General features: G+C 62.2%; 13 protein-coding genes. 3 read left to right on the forward strand and 10 right to left on the reverse strand.

What is annotated here, in order from left to right; all coding sequences use genetic code 11:
• Positions 1-246: 246 nt before the first annotated feature.
• Both NCS03_RS28785 and NCS03_RS28790 read right to left on the reverse strand, forming a co-directional pair.
• Positions 247-2,595: a transglycosylase domain-containing protein gene (locus NCS03_RS28785; protein ID WP_502801552.1), complete on the reverse strand. Its 2,349-nt coding sequence runs from the start codon at positions 2,593-2,595 to the stop codon at positions 247-249.
• 83 nt (positions 2,596-2,678) lie between these two features.
• The gene (locus NCS03_RS28790) at positions 2,679-3,206 is read right to left on the reverse strand and encodes an Lrp/AsnC family transcriptional regulator (RefSeq protein WP_008346196.1); all 528 of its coding nucleotides are present in this window, start codon (positions 3,204-3,206) and stop codon (positions 2,679-2,681) included.
• A 151-nt stretch (positions 3,207-3,357) separates the two neighbouring features.
• On the opposite strand from NCS03_RS28790, the gene NCS03_RS28795 reads away from it, so the two are divergent.
• Positions 3,358-4,374: a 1-aminocyclopropane-1-carboxylate deaminase gene (locus NCS03_RS28795; protein WP_008346198.1), complete on the forward strand. Its 1,017-nt coding sequence runs from the start codon at positions 3,358-3,360 to the stop codon at positions 4,372-4,374.
• On the opposite strand, the gene NCS03_RS28800 is transcribed toward NCS03_RS28795, so the two are convergent.
• From NCS03_RS28800 to ppnP, 3 genes are all read right to left on the reverse strand, one after another.
• A complete protein-coding gene (locus NCS03_RS28800) occupies positions 4,371-5,240 on the reverse strand; it encodes a nucleotidyl transferase AbiEii/AbiGii toxin family protein (protein ID WP_175980284.1) in 870 nt (289 codons plus the stop codon). The genes NCS03_RS28795 and NCS03_RS28800 overlap by 4 nt on opposite strands.
• Entirely contained in the window at positions 5,218-6,234 is a 1,017-nt protein-coding gene (locus NCS03_RS28805) for a type IV toxin-antitoxin system AbiEi family antitoxin (protein WP_250530319.1), read from the reverse strand. Before NCS03_RS28805 ends, NCS03_RS28800 begins: the two co-directional genes overlap by 23 nt.
• Positions 6,235-6,380: 146 nt before the next feature.
• Positions 6,381-6,701 (reverse strand): pyrimidine/purine nucleoside phosphorylase, encoded by a 321-nt coding sequence (gene ppnP / locus NCS03_RS28810; protein WP_008346204.1) that lies wholly within the window; start codon positions 6,699-6,701, stop codon positions 6,381-6,383.
• A gap of 356 nt (positions 6,702-7,057) precedes the next feature.
• On the opposite strand from ppnP, the gene NCS03_RS28815 reads away from it, so the two are divergent.
• Positions 7,058-7,495: a YqaA family protein gene (locus tag NCS03_RS28815; protein ID WP_008346207.1), complete on the forward strand. Its 438-nt coding sequence runs from the start codon at positions 7,058-7,060 to the stop codon at positions 7,493-7,495.
• A 127-nt stretch (positions 7,496-7,622) separates the two neighbouring features.
• Here the strand turns inward: NCS03_RS28815 and NCS03_RS28820 are convergent, their stop codons facing one another.
• Positions 7,623-8,477 (reverse strand): class II aldolase/adducin family protein, encoded by an 855-nt coding sequence (locus NCS03_RS28820; protein WP_250479370.1) that lies wholly within the window; start codon positions 8,475-8,477, stop codon positions 7,623-7,625.
• Positions 8,478-9,251: 774 nt separating this feature from the next.
• On the opposite strand from NCS03_RS28820, the gene NCS03_RS28825 reads away from it, so the two are divergent.
• On the forward strand, positions 9,252-9,983 hold the full coding sequence (locus NCS03_RS28825; protein ID WP_008346211.1) for a Crp/Fnr family transcriptional regulator: 732 nt from the start codon (positions 9,252-9,254) through the stop codon (positions 9,981-9,983).
• A gap of 727 nt (positions 9,984-10,710) precedes the next feature.
• On the opposite strand, the gene NCS03_RS28830 is transcribed toward NCS03_RS28825, so the two are convergent.
• From NCS03_RS28830 to NCS03_RS28845, 4 genes are read right to left on the reverse strand one after another with little or no spacing between them, the layout of a single operon-like run.
• Positions 10,711-11,529, reverse strand: coding sequence for an ABC transporter permease (locus NCS03_RS28830; RefSeq protein WP_008346213.1), 819 nt, complete (start codon positions 11,527-11,529; stop codon positions 10,711-10,713).
• A gap of 14 nt (positions 11,530-11,543) precedes the next feature.
• Positions 11,544-12,797, reverse strand: coding sequence for an ABC transporter permease (locus tag NCS03_RS28835; RefSeq protein ID WP_175980279.1), 1,254 nt, complete (start codon positions 12,795-12,797; stop codon positions 11,544-11,546).
• Positions 12,798-12,823: 26 nt separating this feature from the next.
• Positions 12,824-13,870, reverse strand: coding sequence for an ABC transporter substrate-binding protein (locus NCS03_RS28840; protein WP_250441637.1), 1,047 nt, complete (start codon positions 13,868-13,870; stop codon positions 12,824-12,826).
• 1 nt (position 13,871) lies between these two features.
• Entirely contained in the window at positions 13,872-15,053 is a 1,182-nt protein-coding gene (locus tag NCS03_RS28845; protein WP_250460496.1) for an ABC transporter ATP-binding protein, read from the reverse strand.
• Between the last annotated feature and the right edge of the window lie 18 nt (positions 15,054-15,071).

The raw sequence follows: 15,071 nt of genomic DNA on the forward strand, positions 1-15,071 counted from the left end.
AGCCTGGAATGAGATAGACGTCTCGCAGTGCGCGAGACTTTTGGCGGGCGCATGTGGCCACAGCGCGCCGGGGTGCGCGGCGAAATCTTTGAATGCGTTTGTTTCGCCTTGGTGAATCGGAGCACCATTTGTGCGCGTGCTCTGTGCGCGCGCGCTCATTTCGGCCGATAGGCAAGTCTTTCGTCGCTAGCTCGCAACTAACTGTCTACGCAAGCCCCCGCCTTTGTTCGCGGGCGGCGTAAGCGTTTACGGTTGCACGTCGGAAGCGGGCGCCGGAGAGCTTGCAGTTTCGCCGGGCGTGGGCAGGATCGGCGGCATCGTCGTAAACACTGGCGGTTGCGGCGGCTCTTCGGTCACTTCGGCGGCGGGCTCCGAAGGCGGCCGCTTCGGACGCACCGGATGCTGCGCCGCCGTCTGCGCGGTTTTCGGCTTGCCCGGCTTCGGCGCTTTCGAGAACGTCTCGTCGAACCAGGTTTTTGCGTTCGTGAGCATCGTTTGCCACATGCCCGGCGCTTCCTGCGTATCGAAGCGCGCGCGGGCATCGATCAGATGCGAACGCAGCGAACGCTGCATGAAGTCGCCGACGATCGGCAACGCGCTGTGCGCGCCTTGGCCCCAGTAATCGCTGCGCAGCGTGACGCGGCTGTCGTTGAAGCCGACCCACGCGCCCGCGACGAGTTGCGGATGCATCAGGATGAACCAGCCGTCGGCGTTGTCCTGCGTAGTGCCGGTCTTGCCCGCGACATCTGCGCGAATGCCGAAGCGCGTGCGGATCGTCGTGCCGGTGCCGCGGTTGATGACGTCGCGCATCACATCGACGAGCTTGCGCGTCGCATCGACGGACAGCGCGCGCTCGGGCGTGCTCTCGAACTGCGCGAGGACTTCGCCGTCCTTGTTCTCGATGCGCGTGACGAGCAGCGGCTCCATATAACTGCCGTCGTTCGCGATCGTGCCGTACGCCGACACCATTTCCCTCAGCGTCACCGGGCTCGTGCCAAGCGCGAGCGACAGCACCACGTCGAGATGACTGTCGCGCACGCCCATGTCACGCGCGAGCCGCGCGACGCGTCCCGGACCGACTTGTTCCATCAACTGCGCGGTGATGCGGTTCTTCGAATACGCGATGCCGTCGCGCAGGCTCACGGGACGGCCCGACGGCGGCGAGTCGTCGGTCGGGCGCCAGATTTCGTCGCCGCGAATCGGGATTTCGACGGTCTGATCGACGATCGTATCGGCCGGCTTCGCGCCGCGCTCGAACGCCGCGCCGTAGACGAAAGGCTTGAAGGTCGAGCCGGGCTGGCGGCGCGCCTGCGCGACGTGATCGAACGGATCCTGCGTGAAATCGCGGCTGCCGACCCACGCCTTGATCTGCCCATTGCGCGGATCGAGCGCGACGAACGCGGCCTGCACGCGCGTCTTGTCCTCGCACAGCGCCTGCATGAAGGCGCGGTCCGAGCCGAGTTTCTTGATGGCGTCGGCGTCGTTCGCGCCGCCCGTGCGCAGCGCGCGGTATGCGTCCGTCTCGCGGATGAACGCGTGCCCGAGATCGGCGTTCGCGTTCGCGCAACCGGCGCGGCCGCCCCACGCCGCGTTGGCGATCGATTGCAACTGGTTGCCCTGCAGCGCGAGCGCGTTCGTCGCCATCGCCTGCAGACGCGAATCGATGGTCGTGCGCACGACGAGGCCATCGGAATAGATGTTGTAGTCGTTGTCGTCGGCCCAGCCGATCAGCCATTTGCGCAACTGCTGCGCGAAGTGCGGCGCGCGGCCGGGCTCTTCCGTCTGCCGCTCGAAGTCGATGCGCAGCGGACGTTTCTTCAGCGCGTCGAGTTTGGTCGCCGGCAAGTGGCCGAACTTGACCATCTGCCCGAGGACGATGTTGCGCCGGTCGAGCGCGCGCTCCGGATTGATCACCGGGTTGTAGTAACTGTTGCCCTTCAACATGCCGATGAGCGTCGCGCTTTCGAGCACGTCGAGCTGGCCGGCGGATTTGTCGAAGTAAGTGCGCGCGGCCATTTCGATGCCGTACGCGTTGTACAGGAACGGCACCGTGTTCAGATACGTTTCGAGAATCTCGTCCTTCGAATAGAGCGCTTCGATCTTGAACGCCGTGATCGCTTCCTTCAGCTTGCGCGTGAGCGTCTGCGAGCGGCCGATTTCCTCGGGATACAGATTGCGCGCGAGCTGCTGCGTGAGCGTCGAGCCGCCTTGCCGGTCGCCCGAGAACGTGCGCCGCGCCGCGCCCGCCGTGCGCCGGAAGTCGATGCCGTGATGCTGATAGAACCGCCGGTCTTCGGTCGAGATGAGCGCGTCGATCACCTGCGGCGAAATCTGTTTGAGACTCACCCATTCGCGATGCGTCGGCTTGAATTCGGCGAGGAGCTTGCCGTCGGCGGAATAGATCTGCGCGGGCTGATCGACTTTTGCACGGCGGATATCGCGGATACCGGGCGTGAACGGAATCAGCACCAGCACATAGATAAGAAAGAGCGCCGGCAGAAGGAGCAGCGAACGCGCACGCAGATGCGGACGCAGCCGCGACGCGAGGCGAGCCAGAATCGCCTTGGCCCAGGCTTTGAAATCAGACGCGGTCACAACGAAACGGGATGCCCGGACATGGAAAACCCTGAATCGTAGCGTAATTTTTCAGCAGGTCTTTCGCAAAAGTGTCGCCGACGCTACACCGCCCGCGTTCCCGCCGATTCGCCGATTGGAAACGCCGTCGTCGAAAGCACCTCACGCAACACGACGAACGTGCGGATCTGCCGCACGCCCGGCAGATAGAGCAGCTTTTCGGCGTGGAGCCGGTTGAAGCTTTCGCTGTCGCGCGTGCGGATCAGCATGAAGAAGTCGAATTCGCCGGTCACGACGTGGCATTCCATGCAGCCGGGCACTTTCTGCGCGGCTTTCTCGAAGGCGTCGAAGGAATCGGGCGTCGAGCGGTCGAGGATCACGCCGATCAAGACGAGCATGCCGGCATCGAGCGCTTTCGGATCGAGCAGCGCGACGGTCGCGCGGATCAGCCCCGCTTCGCGCAGCCGCTCGACGCGCCGCAGACACGCGGGCGGACTCAGATTGACCTTCTCCGCGAGCGCGACGTTCGAGATCGACGCATCGCGCTGCAACTGACGCAGGATCGCGCGATCGACGCGATCGGTCTGGACGCTTGCCGGATGCGGGTTTGGAGCGGATGCGGTTTTTTTCATTGCTTCAATGGGCTCTTGTACGAAATAAAAGTTAGCGAACAGCGTCTCGCGTCCAAAAACGTTAGGCCGAACGGCATTTTTTCGCAACCCGATCCGTCACGAGAATCTCTACGATTCTGTCATGCAGTCCCACCATCACGAGGATGCCGACATGAATCTGCAACGTTTTCCCCGCTATCCGCTCACGTTCGGACCGACGCCCATTCAGCCGCTCAAGCGCCTGTCCGCGCATCTCGGCGGCAAGGTCGAGTTGTACGCGAAGCGCGAGGACTGCAACAGCGGCCTCGCGTTTGGCGGCAACAAGACGCGCAAGCTCGAATATCTGATTCCCGAGGCGATCGCCGAAGGCTGCGACACGCTGGTTTCCATCGGCGGCGTGCAGTCGAACCAGACGCGCCAGGTCGCGGCGGTCGCGGCGCATCTCGGCATGAAGTGCGTGCTCGTGCAGGAAAACTGGGTCAATTACTCCGATGCCGTCTATGACCGCGTTGGCAATATCCAGATGTCGCGGATGATGGGCGCGGACGTGCGCCTCGTCGCCGATGGCTTCGATATCGGCATCCGCAAAAGCTGGCAGGACGCGATGGAAAGCGTGCGCGCGGCGGGCGGCAAGCCGTTCCCTGTGCCGGCGGGTTGCTCGGAGCATCCGCTGGGCGGCCTCGGTTTCGTCGGCTTCGCGGAGGAAGTGCGCGCGCAGGAAGCGGAGCTGGGCTTCAAGTTCGACTACATCGTCGTGTGCTCGGTGACGGGCAGCACGCAGGCGGGCATGGTGGTCGGCTTCGCGGCGGATGGGCGCGCGCGGCGCGTGATCGGCATCGATGCATCGGCGAAACCGGAGCAGACGCACGAGCAGATTCTGCGGATCGCGAAGCACACAGCGGAACTCGTCGATCTCGGCCAGGACATCACGCGCGACGACGTGATTCTCGATACGCGCTTCGGCGGCCCCGAATACGGCCTGCCGAACGAAGGCACGCTCGAGGCGATCCGTCTGTGCGCGCGGCTCGAAGGCGTGCTGACCGATCCCGTCTACGAAGGCAAATCGATGGACGGCATGATCCAGATGGTGCGCAACGGCGAATTCCCCGAAGGCTCGAAAGTGCTCTACGCGCATCTCGGCGGGGTGCCCGCGCTCAACGCGTACAGCTATCTGTTTCGCAACGGCTAGAACGCGCTGCGGAATGCGTCGAACAATGCGGCGACGCGTTCCGACGTATCCGCTTCGAAGACTGGCATGCGCGAGCCGAGCATGTGCGTGAGGATCGGCGGCGCGGGATCGCCGGGGCGCAGGATCGCGAGAATCTGCGCGCGGAGGTTTTCATCGACGAGCGCGGCCGTGTCGCGGCCGAGAAGCGCCGCGCCCGCGATATCCGGATCGTGTCCGTGGCGCTCGACGAGATCGAAGGCATCGGCATAAAGACGATCGAGGTTGCCGGCTTGGGCGTAACGCGCCATCAGAAAGAGCAGGTCGATCGCGTCCTTGCGGTCGGCGGCGTGCCGGTCTTGCCACGCGACGATCTTCAGCATCGCCTGCGCGGGCAGCGAAGCGACCGGCACGACGAGATCGCGCGTGACGCGCACGGCGAGCGCCGCATCGAGCGCCTGGCGAAAACCCGCGACGTTCATCCGCACCGAACCATCCGGCGGCCACGCGATTTCGCCGTGCGCGTCCTGCACGCCGCCGAAGGGCACGATATCGAGCCACGTGCGCTCGCCAGTCTGCGGCGCGTTGAAATTCAGCCGATGCGCCGAGCCTTTCGGCGCGGTGAAATGCCCCGACGCGACGAGCGCTTGCCGCAGCGCGTCGTGGCCGGTCCAGCTTTGAATCGAGATGCCGATATCGACGTCGGCGGTGGCGCGCGTCGCCTCGATGTCGTGGACGTGCGTGAGCAGGATGTCGCGCGCGCTCGCGCCGCCGACGAACCACGCGATGTTCGTCGCGTGCGACGCGGCGACGACTTCGCGCAGCATCGCGGAAAAGACGCCGGCGAGCGGGCGATGCGGCAGCAGTTCAAGCGGCAAGATAGCGTTCACGCAGCATCCTGGCGGTTTCGAGATTGCGCGGGTCGCCGCTCGCGACGAGATCCGCATAGACGATGAGCGGCGCGACGACGTTCGGCGGAAGACCATCGACCGGCGCGAGCGCCACGGGCGCGCGCAGGAATTCGACGTTTCCGGCGGGATCGGGCCGCAACCGCGCCGCCTTGATCCATTCGCGCGGCGCGGCGTCGGCGCAATACGCGGTGACGGTCGCGGGCTTCAGGTATTCCGTGAGTATCGCTGCGGCCGGCTCGCCGCCGAACTGGCATTGACCCGGCAGGCCGGGCACGTCGCGCCACCAGTCGTTCGACTCCGCGCGATAACGCCCGATCAGCAGCGATTCGCGCAATTGCCGCGGATACAGCGTCACCCATTCGTCGATGAGCCGTTCCTTGTCGGCGATTTGCAGGCCGGCGCCGTCGGGCCGCTCGAATACATCGCGATGATCGATGAGCGCCCGCACCGCGTTTTGCACCGTGCCGTGGCTCACGCCCGCGTGTTGCGCGATATCGCGATAGCCCCGTTGCAGCAGCGCGGGCGTGATGAGCAGGGCGGCCGTGACGCGCAACGTCGACTTCGTCCAGGTTTTCGAGCGGCGCGCCTTGCCGTGCGCGACGCGCGGACGGCCCGACACGATCACGACGACGCCATCGCCTTCGATGACGCTCGCGTTGCCGGCGAGATCGAGGGCATCGACGTTCAGATCGCGGCAGGCGCGGATCATGTCGGGGGAGAGATGCGCGGTAACGAGCGCGGGTTTCGCGCCGCCGTTCTGCGCGACCGAGGCGCTGAACGCGGATAACGCGCTGAACCGGTCGATGTTTTCCCGCACGATGACAGGGCGCTTGAAGCGCGCGCCGCCGACGCGGAATTCGATGGCGGCGTCGTAGCCGCCGCGCGCGGGTGGTTTGACGCTGCGTGCGGCGAAGCCGGTCGCCTCCGTGAAGGCGGCTGCGGCGGCTTCGGCGAGTTGGTCGGTGGATGGCATCGGCGGGTTGGGCGTCCAATTTTGGTCAGTGTACACGAAACGTGGACAGACATAAAAGTTAGACGGAGTTCGTCTTGCCGAAATCCACTCTAAGAATCATGAGGTGCGGAATCCCTACCCGACACCGCATTTCCCCTTCACGCCAATCAAAGATAACTACAAACGTAATCCAGCGTTTCCGTCACGTCGATATCGAATCGGCTTTTGCCCGGCACCGAGAACGATTCGCCCGCCTTATACGTCTTCCACTCATCGCTGCCGTCGAGCCGAATACGGCACTGGCCTGCCTGCACCTCCATGAGTTCGGGCGCGTCGGTGCCGAAGTTGAGCGTGCCCGGCAGGATCACGCCGAGCGTTTTCCTGGTGCCATCGGCGAAGAGAACCGTGTGCGACACGCACTTGCCGTCGAAGTAGACATTGGCGCGTTTGATGACGGAAACCTGATCGAATTGCGTTGCGGCGGTCATGATGATGGTCCTTTGGACGGTTGCGAGGGATGGTCCGCCATCATACAAAAAAGGCGATGCGACTCACATCGCATCGCCTGTTTCGAGCCAGCAGGAACAATCAGCGATTCACGAGCCGTTTCGGCATCAGGACCGAATGCAACCGCATGTGGAGGCAAGACAGTCGCGAGAGCGTTTCAGGGATAAACCGCGATTGTCAGAGTTCCAAAACCGATACGATAGAATCGCGAACCAACTTCTGCTCGCGTTGGCAACGTTAGCGATCTTTCGCTTCATCTATTTATTCGCCGATCAATAGCTAGTTCGGACAGACCCATGGCAATAGCGATTCGAGGCGCTGGCATGCCCTTCAAGACATGCTGACGCTGTCGGCATACGGAGGATTGTTTCTTGCCGCATTCGGCGCAGCCACCCTTCTGCCTCTTCAATCGGAGGCTGTGCTTGTGGGCTTGCTGCTGAGTAAAAGCTATTCAACTGCAACGTTGATACTGGTCGCGACGATCGGCAACGTGTTGGGTTCACTGGTCAATTGGGTTTTGGGGCGATACATCGAGCGCTTCAAGAGCCGCCGCTGGTTTCCAGTGTCAGACGAGAAATTGGACCGCGCGCAGCGCATGTATCAACGTTTAGGGAAATGGTCGCTCTTGCTTAGTTGGGCGCCCGTCATTGGTGATCCTCTTACTCTCCTGGCTGGGGTGATGCGTGAGCCTCTTCTGCCATTCGTCGCGTTGGTCACGGTTGCGAAGCTCGGACGTTACCTTGTCTTGGCGGCTGTGACGATGCGATTGATCTAGATCGGTCGGCATCTTCAGATGTGTCCGCGCGCTGATACCCAGGCGACGCCGGGAACGCTTGTCTCGACGTAGTCATGGGGAATCGCCTCGCCTTTCTCCGAAGGCGAGGGGCTGCAACATAATGGAATCAGTCGAACATGTCGGGCTGCGTGGCGACGAGATCGTTCCAGATCGTCTGGAAGTGCAGCCAGCCGATGTAGTCGCTGCCCACATGCTCCCGGCTATAGCGCGCGCGGTCTTCGGGCACGAGCTTCGGCGTGATGCCGGTCGCTTCGATCATCAGTTGTTGCTGGCAGCAACGCTCGAGCGCGATGAACCAGAACGCCGCCGAATCGATGCTGTGACGGCTTGCCGTGAGTAGGCCATGATTCTGATGGATCGCGGCCTTCACGCCCTTGAACGCATTCGCGACCTTGTTGCCGCCCTTCACTTCGACGGCGACCTTGCCGGCTTCATCGCCGATCACGACGTGGTCTTCGAAGAACGCGCACGCGTCCTGCGACATCGGAATGAGCGGCTTGCCGAGCGCCGCGAAGGCGGTGCCGTAGACGGTATGCGCGTGGCACATCGCGACGATGTCCTGATGCTGCTCATGCACGGCCGCGTGCAGCACGAAGCCCGCGCGATTGACCGCGTAATCGCCTTCGACCACGTTGCCCTGATGATCCGCGCAGATCAGATTAGACATCTTCACTTGCGCGAAGTGGACGGCCATCGGATTGGTCCAGTAAAGCGACGGATGCTCCGGATCGCGCACGGTGAGATGGCCCGCGAACCCGTAATCGAAGCCCTGCAGCGCGAAGGCGCGGCACGCGGCGACGAGGCGCTCCTTCAGGTACCGACGATGTTCCGCGTGGCTCGCGAACGTGGGCAGCTCGGGGAAGATCAAGCCTTGCTGCTCCGGCTGATAGATCGATACGCGGCCCTTGAGATCGATGGCCTGATCGGCGGTCTTTGCGGGGGTCTCCATGACGTCGCTCATCTTTTCGCTCCATGCGGATAGAAGTGGGTATGTCACGCATGGTGCCGGTAGCGATGCTTGCGCACAAACGAAGGTTGTTCAACGTGGCATGAGTCACATTCATGCGCCAAAGGTTTGAAGCGGCTGCCGAATTCGAAATTCACCGAGGTTTAGGCGATGCAACATTTTTCGCCGCGCCGCGAAACCGCGACGGTTCACGTCCGCATCCTGTGCCAAGCCTTTGAGAATCCCGCGGACGCGCGTCGCATAAGGCTTTCGCGCGACTCGGCATCGGGGCTTTAAAAACGACGCGCATCGCCGTTAACCACCTTTGCAACATTTTTCGCGTGCGGGCTGTTTCTGCTACGACAAGGCTTTCGAGCCTCCGATTGGCTTCGTTTCGCTAGATGAGCGCATCGGCGGAGCCTGCTCTGACAAGACATTCGCCAGACGAAAACGTTTGGCGTTCTGCCGCCATCTCCCGCGATCCGTCTGAAGGTCGCTTTTCACGGGTGAATCAATTTTCTTCGTACTTGAGCGCACGTTCTCCGCGCTTTGCGTGGGGAATCGCGCAAAGTCCTGTTGGTATAAGGATTGGCGTTCGCTGGCACACCTCTCGCTAATGTATGACCACGCACGAACATCGCTGCGGTATAAAACAAGAAGAAGCAGCGGGTTCGTACTACGGGGCTGGACGCAACAGGTTCGATGTATGCCATCAGATGCATGCGCGAATCCTGTTGCGAGCCAGAAGAAATCAAAAGCGCGAAGCGCAAACGCACGAGACTAAGAAAAATGTTGACACTTCAATCCGATCTGCACGGCAATCATCTGTTGGGCGCGCTTCCGGCGCAGGAATGGCAGGCTATCGCACCGCATCTCGAGCTGGTCCAGTTGCGCACGGAGCAGTTGTTGTGCGATTCCGGGCAGCGCATTCACCACGTGTATTTCCCGACTACGGCGATCATTTCGCTGCTGCATACGATGGAAGACGGCGGTTCCGTTGAAGTCGCGGCGGTGGGACGTGAGGGAATGTCGGGGGTTCCGGTGCTGACGGGCGGCGACACGATGCCGACGCGCGTGCAGGTGCAATGTGCGGGCTTTGCGTATCGCATGAGCGCGGGTGCGTTGCGTGAGCACTTCGGCCGTTCCGACTTTCTGCGCCGCGTGATGTTGCTGTACATGCAAGCCCTGCTGACGCAAGTGGCGCAGACGGCCGCGTGTAATCGTCATCACTCGCTGTCGAAGCAACTGTGCCGTTGGTTGCTGATTCAGACGGATCGCACGCCGTCGGATCAACTGCGTGTGACGCAGCAGATGATCGCCGATATGCTCGGCGTGCGCCGTGAAGGTGTGACGGAGGCGGCTGGCAAGCTGCACGATGCGGGGCTGATTCATCATAGCCGTGGGTGTATCAAGATTCTCGATCGTGCGGGACTCGAGGAGCGGGCTTGTGAGTGCTATGGCATCGTTAAGCGCGAGTTTGATCGGATGTTGCCGCGGCGTGCGGCCGAGGCGTTGGCTTAAGCTGTTTTTGGTTCTGTCGCTGGATCCCGCTTTCTTAGTGATCTATTGGCACTGCCCCTGTGCGGGGCGGCAGTCACCTTCTTTGCCGTCGACCAGAGTTAGCGCTTTAGTGCTTACTCTGGTCCTGTGCAAAGAAAGCAACCAAAGAAAGCAGCTTTTCAGGCCCGCGGTCACACGCGCGTTGGGTAATTCTCTCGTCGCGGATGGCACTCGCCTAAAGAGTGCCCTCATCACAATAACGCGGCTTGGATCGCGCACGGTCTGACGAGCTAGTTTTCCAAGGACACTGGTTCAGCACGAAAGAGCTTCGGCACAGCGCTACGCGCTGCCGCCGGGTATGCAAGGGAAACCAAGGGGGCGGCGATTGCAGTGAGATGGAGACGTTAGTAGAGAAGCACGCGCGGACCCGATTGACCGGTCGGCCGCGAAGCGGGCCGGAGCTATATGGTGCTGAACCCGTTTGTTATGTGGTGCGATGTGGCAGACCGTGCGCGAGCCTAGCCCGATGGGGCCTATGAGGGCACTCTTTAGGCGAGTGCCGCCTAGGACGAGAGAACTACCCAAATTGCGTGTGACCGCGGGCATCAGTAGCTGCTTTCTTTGCTTACTTTCTTTGCAGCAGCAAAGAAAGTGAGTGCCGCCCCGCACAGGGGCAGTGCCAATAGACCGACGCGAAAGCGGGATCCGGCGAAAGCGAAAGCACGGCGAACAGAGGGCGATTCAAACTTCAAACAAGAGCCCGACTAGCCCGCCCCCGCAACCAATTGATGCTGGCAAAGAGCAGAACAGCAAACACGATCAGCATCGTAGCAACAGCAAGAATGGAAGGATCGATGGAATCGCGAATACCGCTCCACATCTGCCGCGGCACGGTTCGCTGATCCGGCCCGCCGATAAAGAGAATGACGATAACTTCATCGAACGAAGTAGCAAACGCGAACACGCTGCCGGTAGCCACAGCCGGCGTAATGAGCGGCAAGGTCACGCGCCGGAAGGCGATCCACGGCGTCGCCCCGAGCCCCGACGCCGCACGCAAGAGACTTTGATCGAAGGACAACAACGACGCCGTCACGGTAATCACGACAAAGGGCGTGCCAAGCGCCGCATGCGCGAAGATCACACCGGGATAAGAGTTGACGAGCCCGAGCGGCGCAAAGATCAGATAGAAGCCGGCCGCGACAACGACAATCGGCACGATCATCGGCGAAATGATGATCGGCATGATGACCGAGCGCAGCGGAAACTGCGAACGCGAAAGGCCGAGCGCTGCAAGCGTGCCGAGACACGTCGCGATCAACGTCGACGCCGCACCAATGCCGATGCTGTTCAAAAGCGAGCGCTGCCAGTCGGGACTCGTGAGCGCCTGCTCATACCAGCGCAACGAAAACCCCTGCAACGGATAAGAAAAGTAGGATCCCGAATTGAACGACAAAGGGATGATCGCCAGAATCGGCGCGACGAGAAAGAACAGCACGAGCGCGGTATGCACGCGCACCCATCGGGAAGCGATGCGTTCGGTCAGCACCCGGTTGCGTGATTCCGTCATGGAAGAATGGCCCCTTAACCGAAGCGCAACCGGTCGATGCCGACGATGCGGTTGAACAGGAAATAGAAGATCGCGGTGAAGATCACGAGGTACGCCGAGAGCGCGCCCGCAAGCCCCCAATTGAGCTGCGTATTCGTCTGCAGCGCGATGAGCTGACTGATCATTTCATCGCCTGCGCCGCCGAGCAGCGCTGGCGTGATGTAGTAGCCGAGCGCGAGCACGAAAACGAGAAAGCATCCCGCGCCGACACCCGGCAACGTCTGCGGTATGTACACGCGCACGAACGCGGTGAACGGATGCGCGCCGAGCGATTGCGCCGCGCGCAGATAGACCGGCGACACGCCTTTCATCACCGAGAAGATCGCCAGAATCATGTACGGCAGCAACACATGCGTCATGCCGATCAACACGCCCGTGCGATTGAAGATGAGCGGCAGCGGATGCGTCGCGAGACCGAGTCCCATCAAGAGGCCATTGATGACACCGCCCGGCTGCAGCAACACATACCACGCAGTCGTGCGTACGAGCAGCGACGTCCAGAACGGCACGATCACGAAAAGCATCAGGCGGTTGCTGCTTTGCGTCGGCAGATTCGCGAGCAGCCATGCGACCGGATAACCCAGCACGAGGCACAGCAGCGTGACGGACGCGCTGATCGATATCGTGCGCAGAAACGCCTGTCGATACACCGACGAGTTATCCGCCACGAACGCGACGTTGCCTTGCGGCGTCACTTGCGCATCGACGGCGGCAAGCAGATAGTCCGGCGTCGGCGACGTGGCCGCGCGTTTCAACAGACGCCAGATCTCCGGCGAATTCCAACGTTCATCCATGTCGATCAAAACCGGCTTCCACGCGGGCGGCGTCTCCTCGCGCACGCTGCGCGCGGTCCGCATCAGCAAGCTGCGAAACTCGGGCTGCGCGAAGTTGAGCCTGCGCGCGACGGTGCCGAGTTGCCCGTTCTGTTGCGCATCCTTCAGGCCCGAGGCGAGCAGCGCGAACAGATGTTCATCGGGCACGCCGCGGCCGTCCCAGGCATCGAGAGCACGAGTGAGCGCCGGCATGCTGTCCGGCACCTCCTTGTTCTCGACACTGCGCGCAAGCAGCATCGCGATTGGCGCGATGAACGTCGACAGCAAAAACACGATCAGCGGCAAGGCAAGCAACAACGCCTGCACCGATGCGCGGCGGCGCGCTCTTTGATACGAGGCGCGGCCATCGGCTCTCGTCGGAGAACCGGCGGCGTGCGCGTGAATCGATGCAGGCATGTCGTTACTCTCATCCATGAACAGCGTTATTGCGTGAGCCAGACCTGGAAGCGCTTGTTGATCTGATCTGCGTTGTCGGCCCAAAAGTTCGCGTTGATCTGCACCGCGCGCTTGAAGTTATCCGGCGCGGTCGGCATGTCGGCGAGTCGCTGCTTGTCGACGAGCGCGACCGCATCCTTACGCGGCGGCGCATACGCGATGTACTTCGAGAGATCCGCCGATGCCTTCGGCTGCGCTTGCGACACGATGAACTTCGCCGCGGTATCGGCGTGCTTCGCGCCCGTCGGAATAGCCCACCACTCGAAGTCGTAGACTTGCGCGTCCCACACGGCCTTGAACGGCTTGTTGTCCTTCTTCGCGGCGTCGTCGATGCGGCCGTTGTAGGCCTGCACCATCACGACCGCGCCATCGGCGAGCAGTTGCGGCGCCTGCGCGCCCGACTCCCACCACACGATGTTCTTCTTGATCGTGTCGAGCTTCTTGAACGCGCGATCGACGCCGGCGGGCGTGCCGAGCACCTTGTAGACATCTTTCGGGTCGACGCCATCGGCGATCAGCGCCCATTCCATCGACACCTTCGGCGACTTGCGCAGGCCGCGCTTGCCGGGGTATTTCTGCAAATCGAAGAAGTCGTTGACAGTGGTCGGCGCGGTCTTCAGCTTGCTCGCGTCGTAGGCATAGACCGTGGACCACACCATGCTCGCAACCGCGCAATCGCTGATCGAGCCGGGGATGAAGTCGCTCGTCTTGCCGAGCATCTTCTTGTCGAACTTCTGCAGCAGGCCTTCATCGCATGCGGTGATCGCGTCGTTGGTTTCCAGATCGATGAGATCCCACGTCGTGTTCTTCGCCTGCTCCATCGCGGAGAGCTTGGCGAGGCCGCCGTCATACGACTCGGTCGAGAAGTTCACGCCCGTTGCCTGCGTGAACGGTTCGAACCAGGCTTTCTTGGCGGCGGCTTCGAACGCGCCGCCGAACGTCACGACGGAGAGTGTCTCCGCCGCCTGTGTCGAGATAGTTGCAAACGCAAATACTGCGAGTGCGGCGCATTGTGCTTTGATGTGATTGCGCATGTCAGTTGGCTCCTGCGGGTGCGGTCGGGATGAGAGAAGGTGAGGGCGGTGTGCTCGGGGCAATCGCGGGCGCGTTTTTTGGCGCCATCATCGCGAGAATCTTGCAGTCGTCGTGACGCCACGCGATATCGATCGTGCTGCCTGCGCAGGGCAATGCGTGACGCTGGGTATTGGGCACTTTGACGACGATGGAATCGCGCGAGCCGAGCTTCAGATGCACGCGATGATGATCGCCGCAGTACACGAGTTCCTCGACGCGTGCGCGCACGACGTTGCTGTGCTCGTCCGCGTGCGCGTCTTCCGTGCCGGGAATGTGCGCGCGTTCGGGGCGCAGCGCGAGCATCGCTTCATCGCCGGCGCGCAGGCCGTGCTCGCAGCGTCCGCGAATGACGCTGCCGTCCGATAGCGCCAGCGTCGCCCATTCGCCGTTCGCACTGGCGACGCGCCCCGTGAGACCGTTGTTCTCGCCGACGAAGTTCGCAACGAACGCGTTCTGCGCGTTCTCGTAAAGCTCGCTCGGCGTCGCGGCCTGCTGGATGCGGCCATCGGAAAAGACGGCGACCCGGTCCGACATCGTCAGCGCTTCGGCCTGATCGTGCGTCACGTAGACGATCGTCAGCGAAAGCTCGCGGTGCAGCCGCATGATTTCGTATTGCATCGTTTCGCGCAGGCGCTTGTCGAGTGCGCCGAGCGGCTCGTCCATCAGCACGACGCTCGGTTCGAACACGAGCGCGCGTGCGAGCGCGACGCGCTGCTGCTGCCCGCCGGAAAGCTGTGAGGGTCGCCGGTTCGCGAGATGGGGCAACTCGATCATCTCCAGCGCGCGCTTCACGCGCGTCTTCTGCTCGGCGCGGCTCACGCGTCGCACGGAAAGCGGAAAGGCGACGTTCTCCGCGATCGTCAGATGCGGAAAGAGCGCGTAGTTCTGAAAGACCATGCCGATGTCGCGCTGATGCGGCGGCTTGTCGTCGAGACGCCTGCCATCGAGACGAATCTCGCCTTGCGTCGGCGTTTCGAAGCCCGCGAGCATCATCAGCGTCGTCGTTTTACCCGAGCCGGACGGACCGAGCAGCGAAAGAAATTCTCCCTTGCGCACGTCGAGGTTCAAATCCTCCACGACGTAATGGGCGCCGTCATACGATTTGCTCACGCCGGAGAAGGAGATGAAGGAAGGGGCTGACATCGTGTTCGTGTCCTGTCT

Source organism: Caballeronia sp. ATUFL_F1_KS4A (assembly GCF_023630905.1).
Taxonomy (GTDB): domain Bacteria; phylum Pseudomonadota; class Gammaproteobacteria; order Burkholderiales; family Burkholderiaceae; genus Caballeronia; species Caballeronia zhejiangensis.

What these genes read in the sequence shown, in the direction of transcription:
- NCS03_RS28790 (WP_008346196.1), bottom strand. Translation starts at nt 3,206, where the DNA reads ATGAAAAAAACCGCATCCGCTCCAAACCCGCATCCGGCAAGCGTCCAG.
- NCS03_RS28795 (WP_008346198.1), top strand. Translation starts at nt 3,358, where the DNA reads ATGAATCTGCAACGTTTTCCCCGCTATCCGCTCACGTTCGGACCGACG.
- NCS03_RS28805 (WP_250530319.1), bottom strand. Translation starts at nt 6,234, where the DNA reads ATGCCATCCACCGACCAACTCGCCGAAGCCGCCGCAGCCGCCTTCACG.
- ppnP (WP_008346204.1), bottom strand. Translation starts at nt 6,701, where the DNA reads ATGACCGCCGCAACGCAATTCGATCAGGTTTCCGTCATCAAACGCGCC.
- NCS03_RS28815 (WP_008346207.1), top strand. Translation starts at nt 7,058, where the DNA reads ATGCTGACGCTGTCGGCATACGGAGGATTGTTTCTTGCCGCATTCGGC.
- NCS03_RS28820 (WP_250479370.1), bottom strand. Translation starts at nt 8,477, where the DNA reads ATGAGCGACGTCATGGAGACCCCCGCAAAGACCGCCGATCAGGCCATC.
- NCS03_RS28825 (WP_008346211.1), top strand. Translation starts at nt 9,252, where the DNA reads ATGTTGACACTTCAATCCGATCTGCACGGCAATCATCTGTTGGGCGCG.
- NCS03_RS28830 (WP_008346213.1), bottom strand. Translation starts at nt 11,529, where the DNA reads ATGACGGAATCACGCAACCGGGTGCTGACCGAACGCATCGCTTCCCGA.
- NCS03_RS28835 (WP_175980279.1), bottom strand. Translation starts at nt 12,797, where the DNA reads ATGCCTGCATCGATTCACGCGCACGCCGCCGGTTCTCCGACGAGAGCC.
- NCS03_RS28840 (WP_250441637.1), bottom strand. Translation starts at nt 13,870, where the DNA reads ATGCGCAATCACATCAAAGCACAATGCGCCGCACTCGCAGTATTTGCG.
- NCS03_RS28845 (WP_250460496.1), bottom strand. Translation starts at nt 15,053, where the DNA reads ATGTCAGCCCCTTCCTTCATCTCCTTCTCCGGCGTGAGCAAATCGTAT.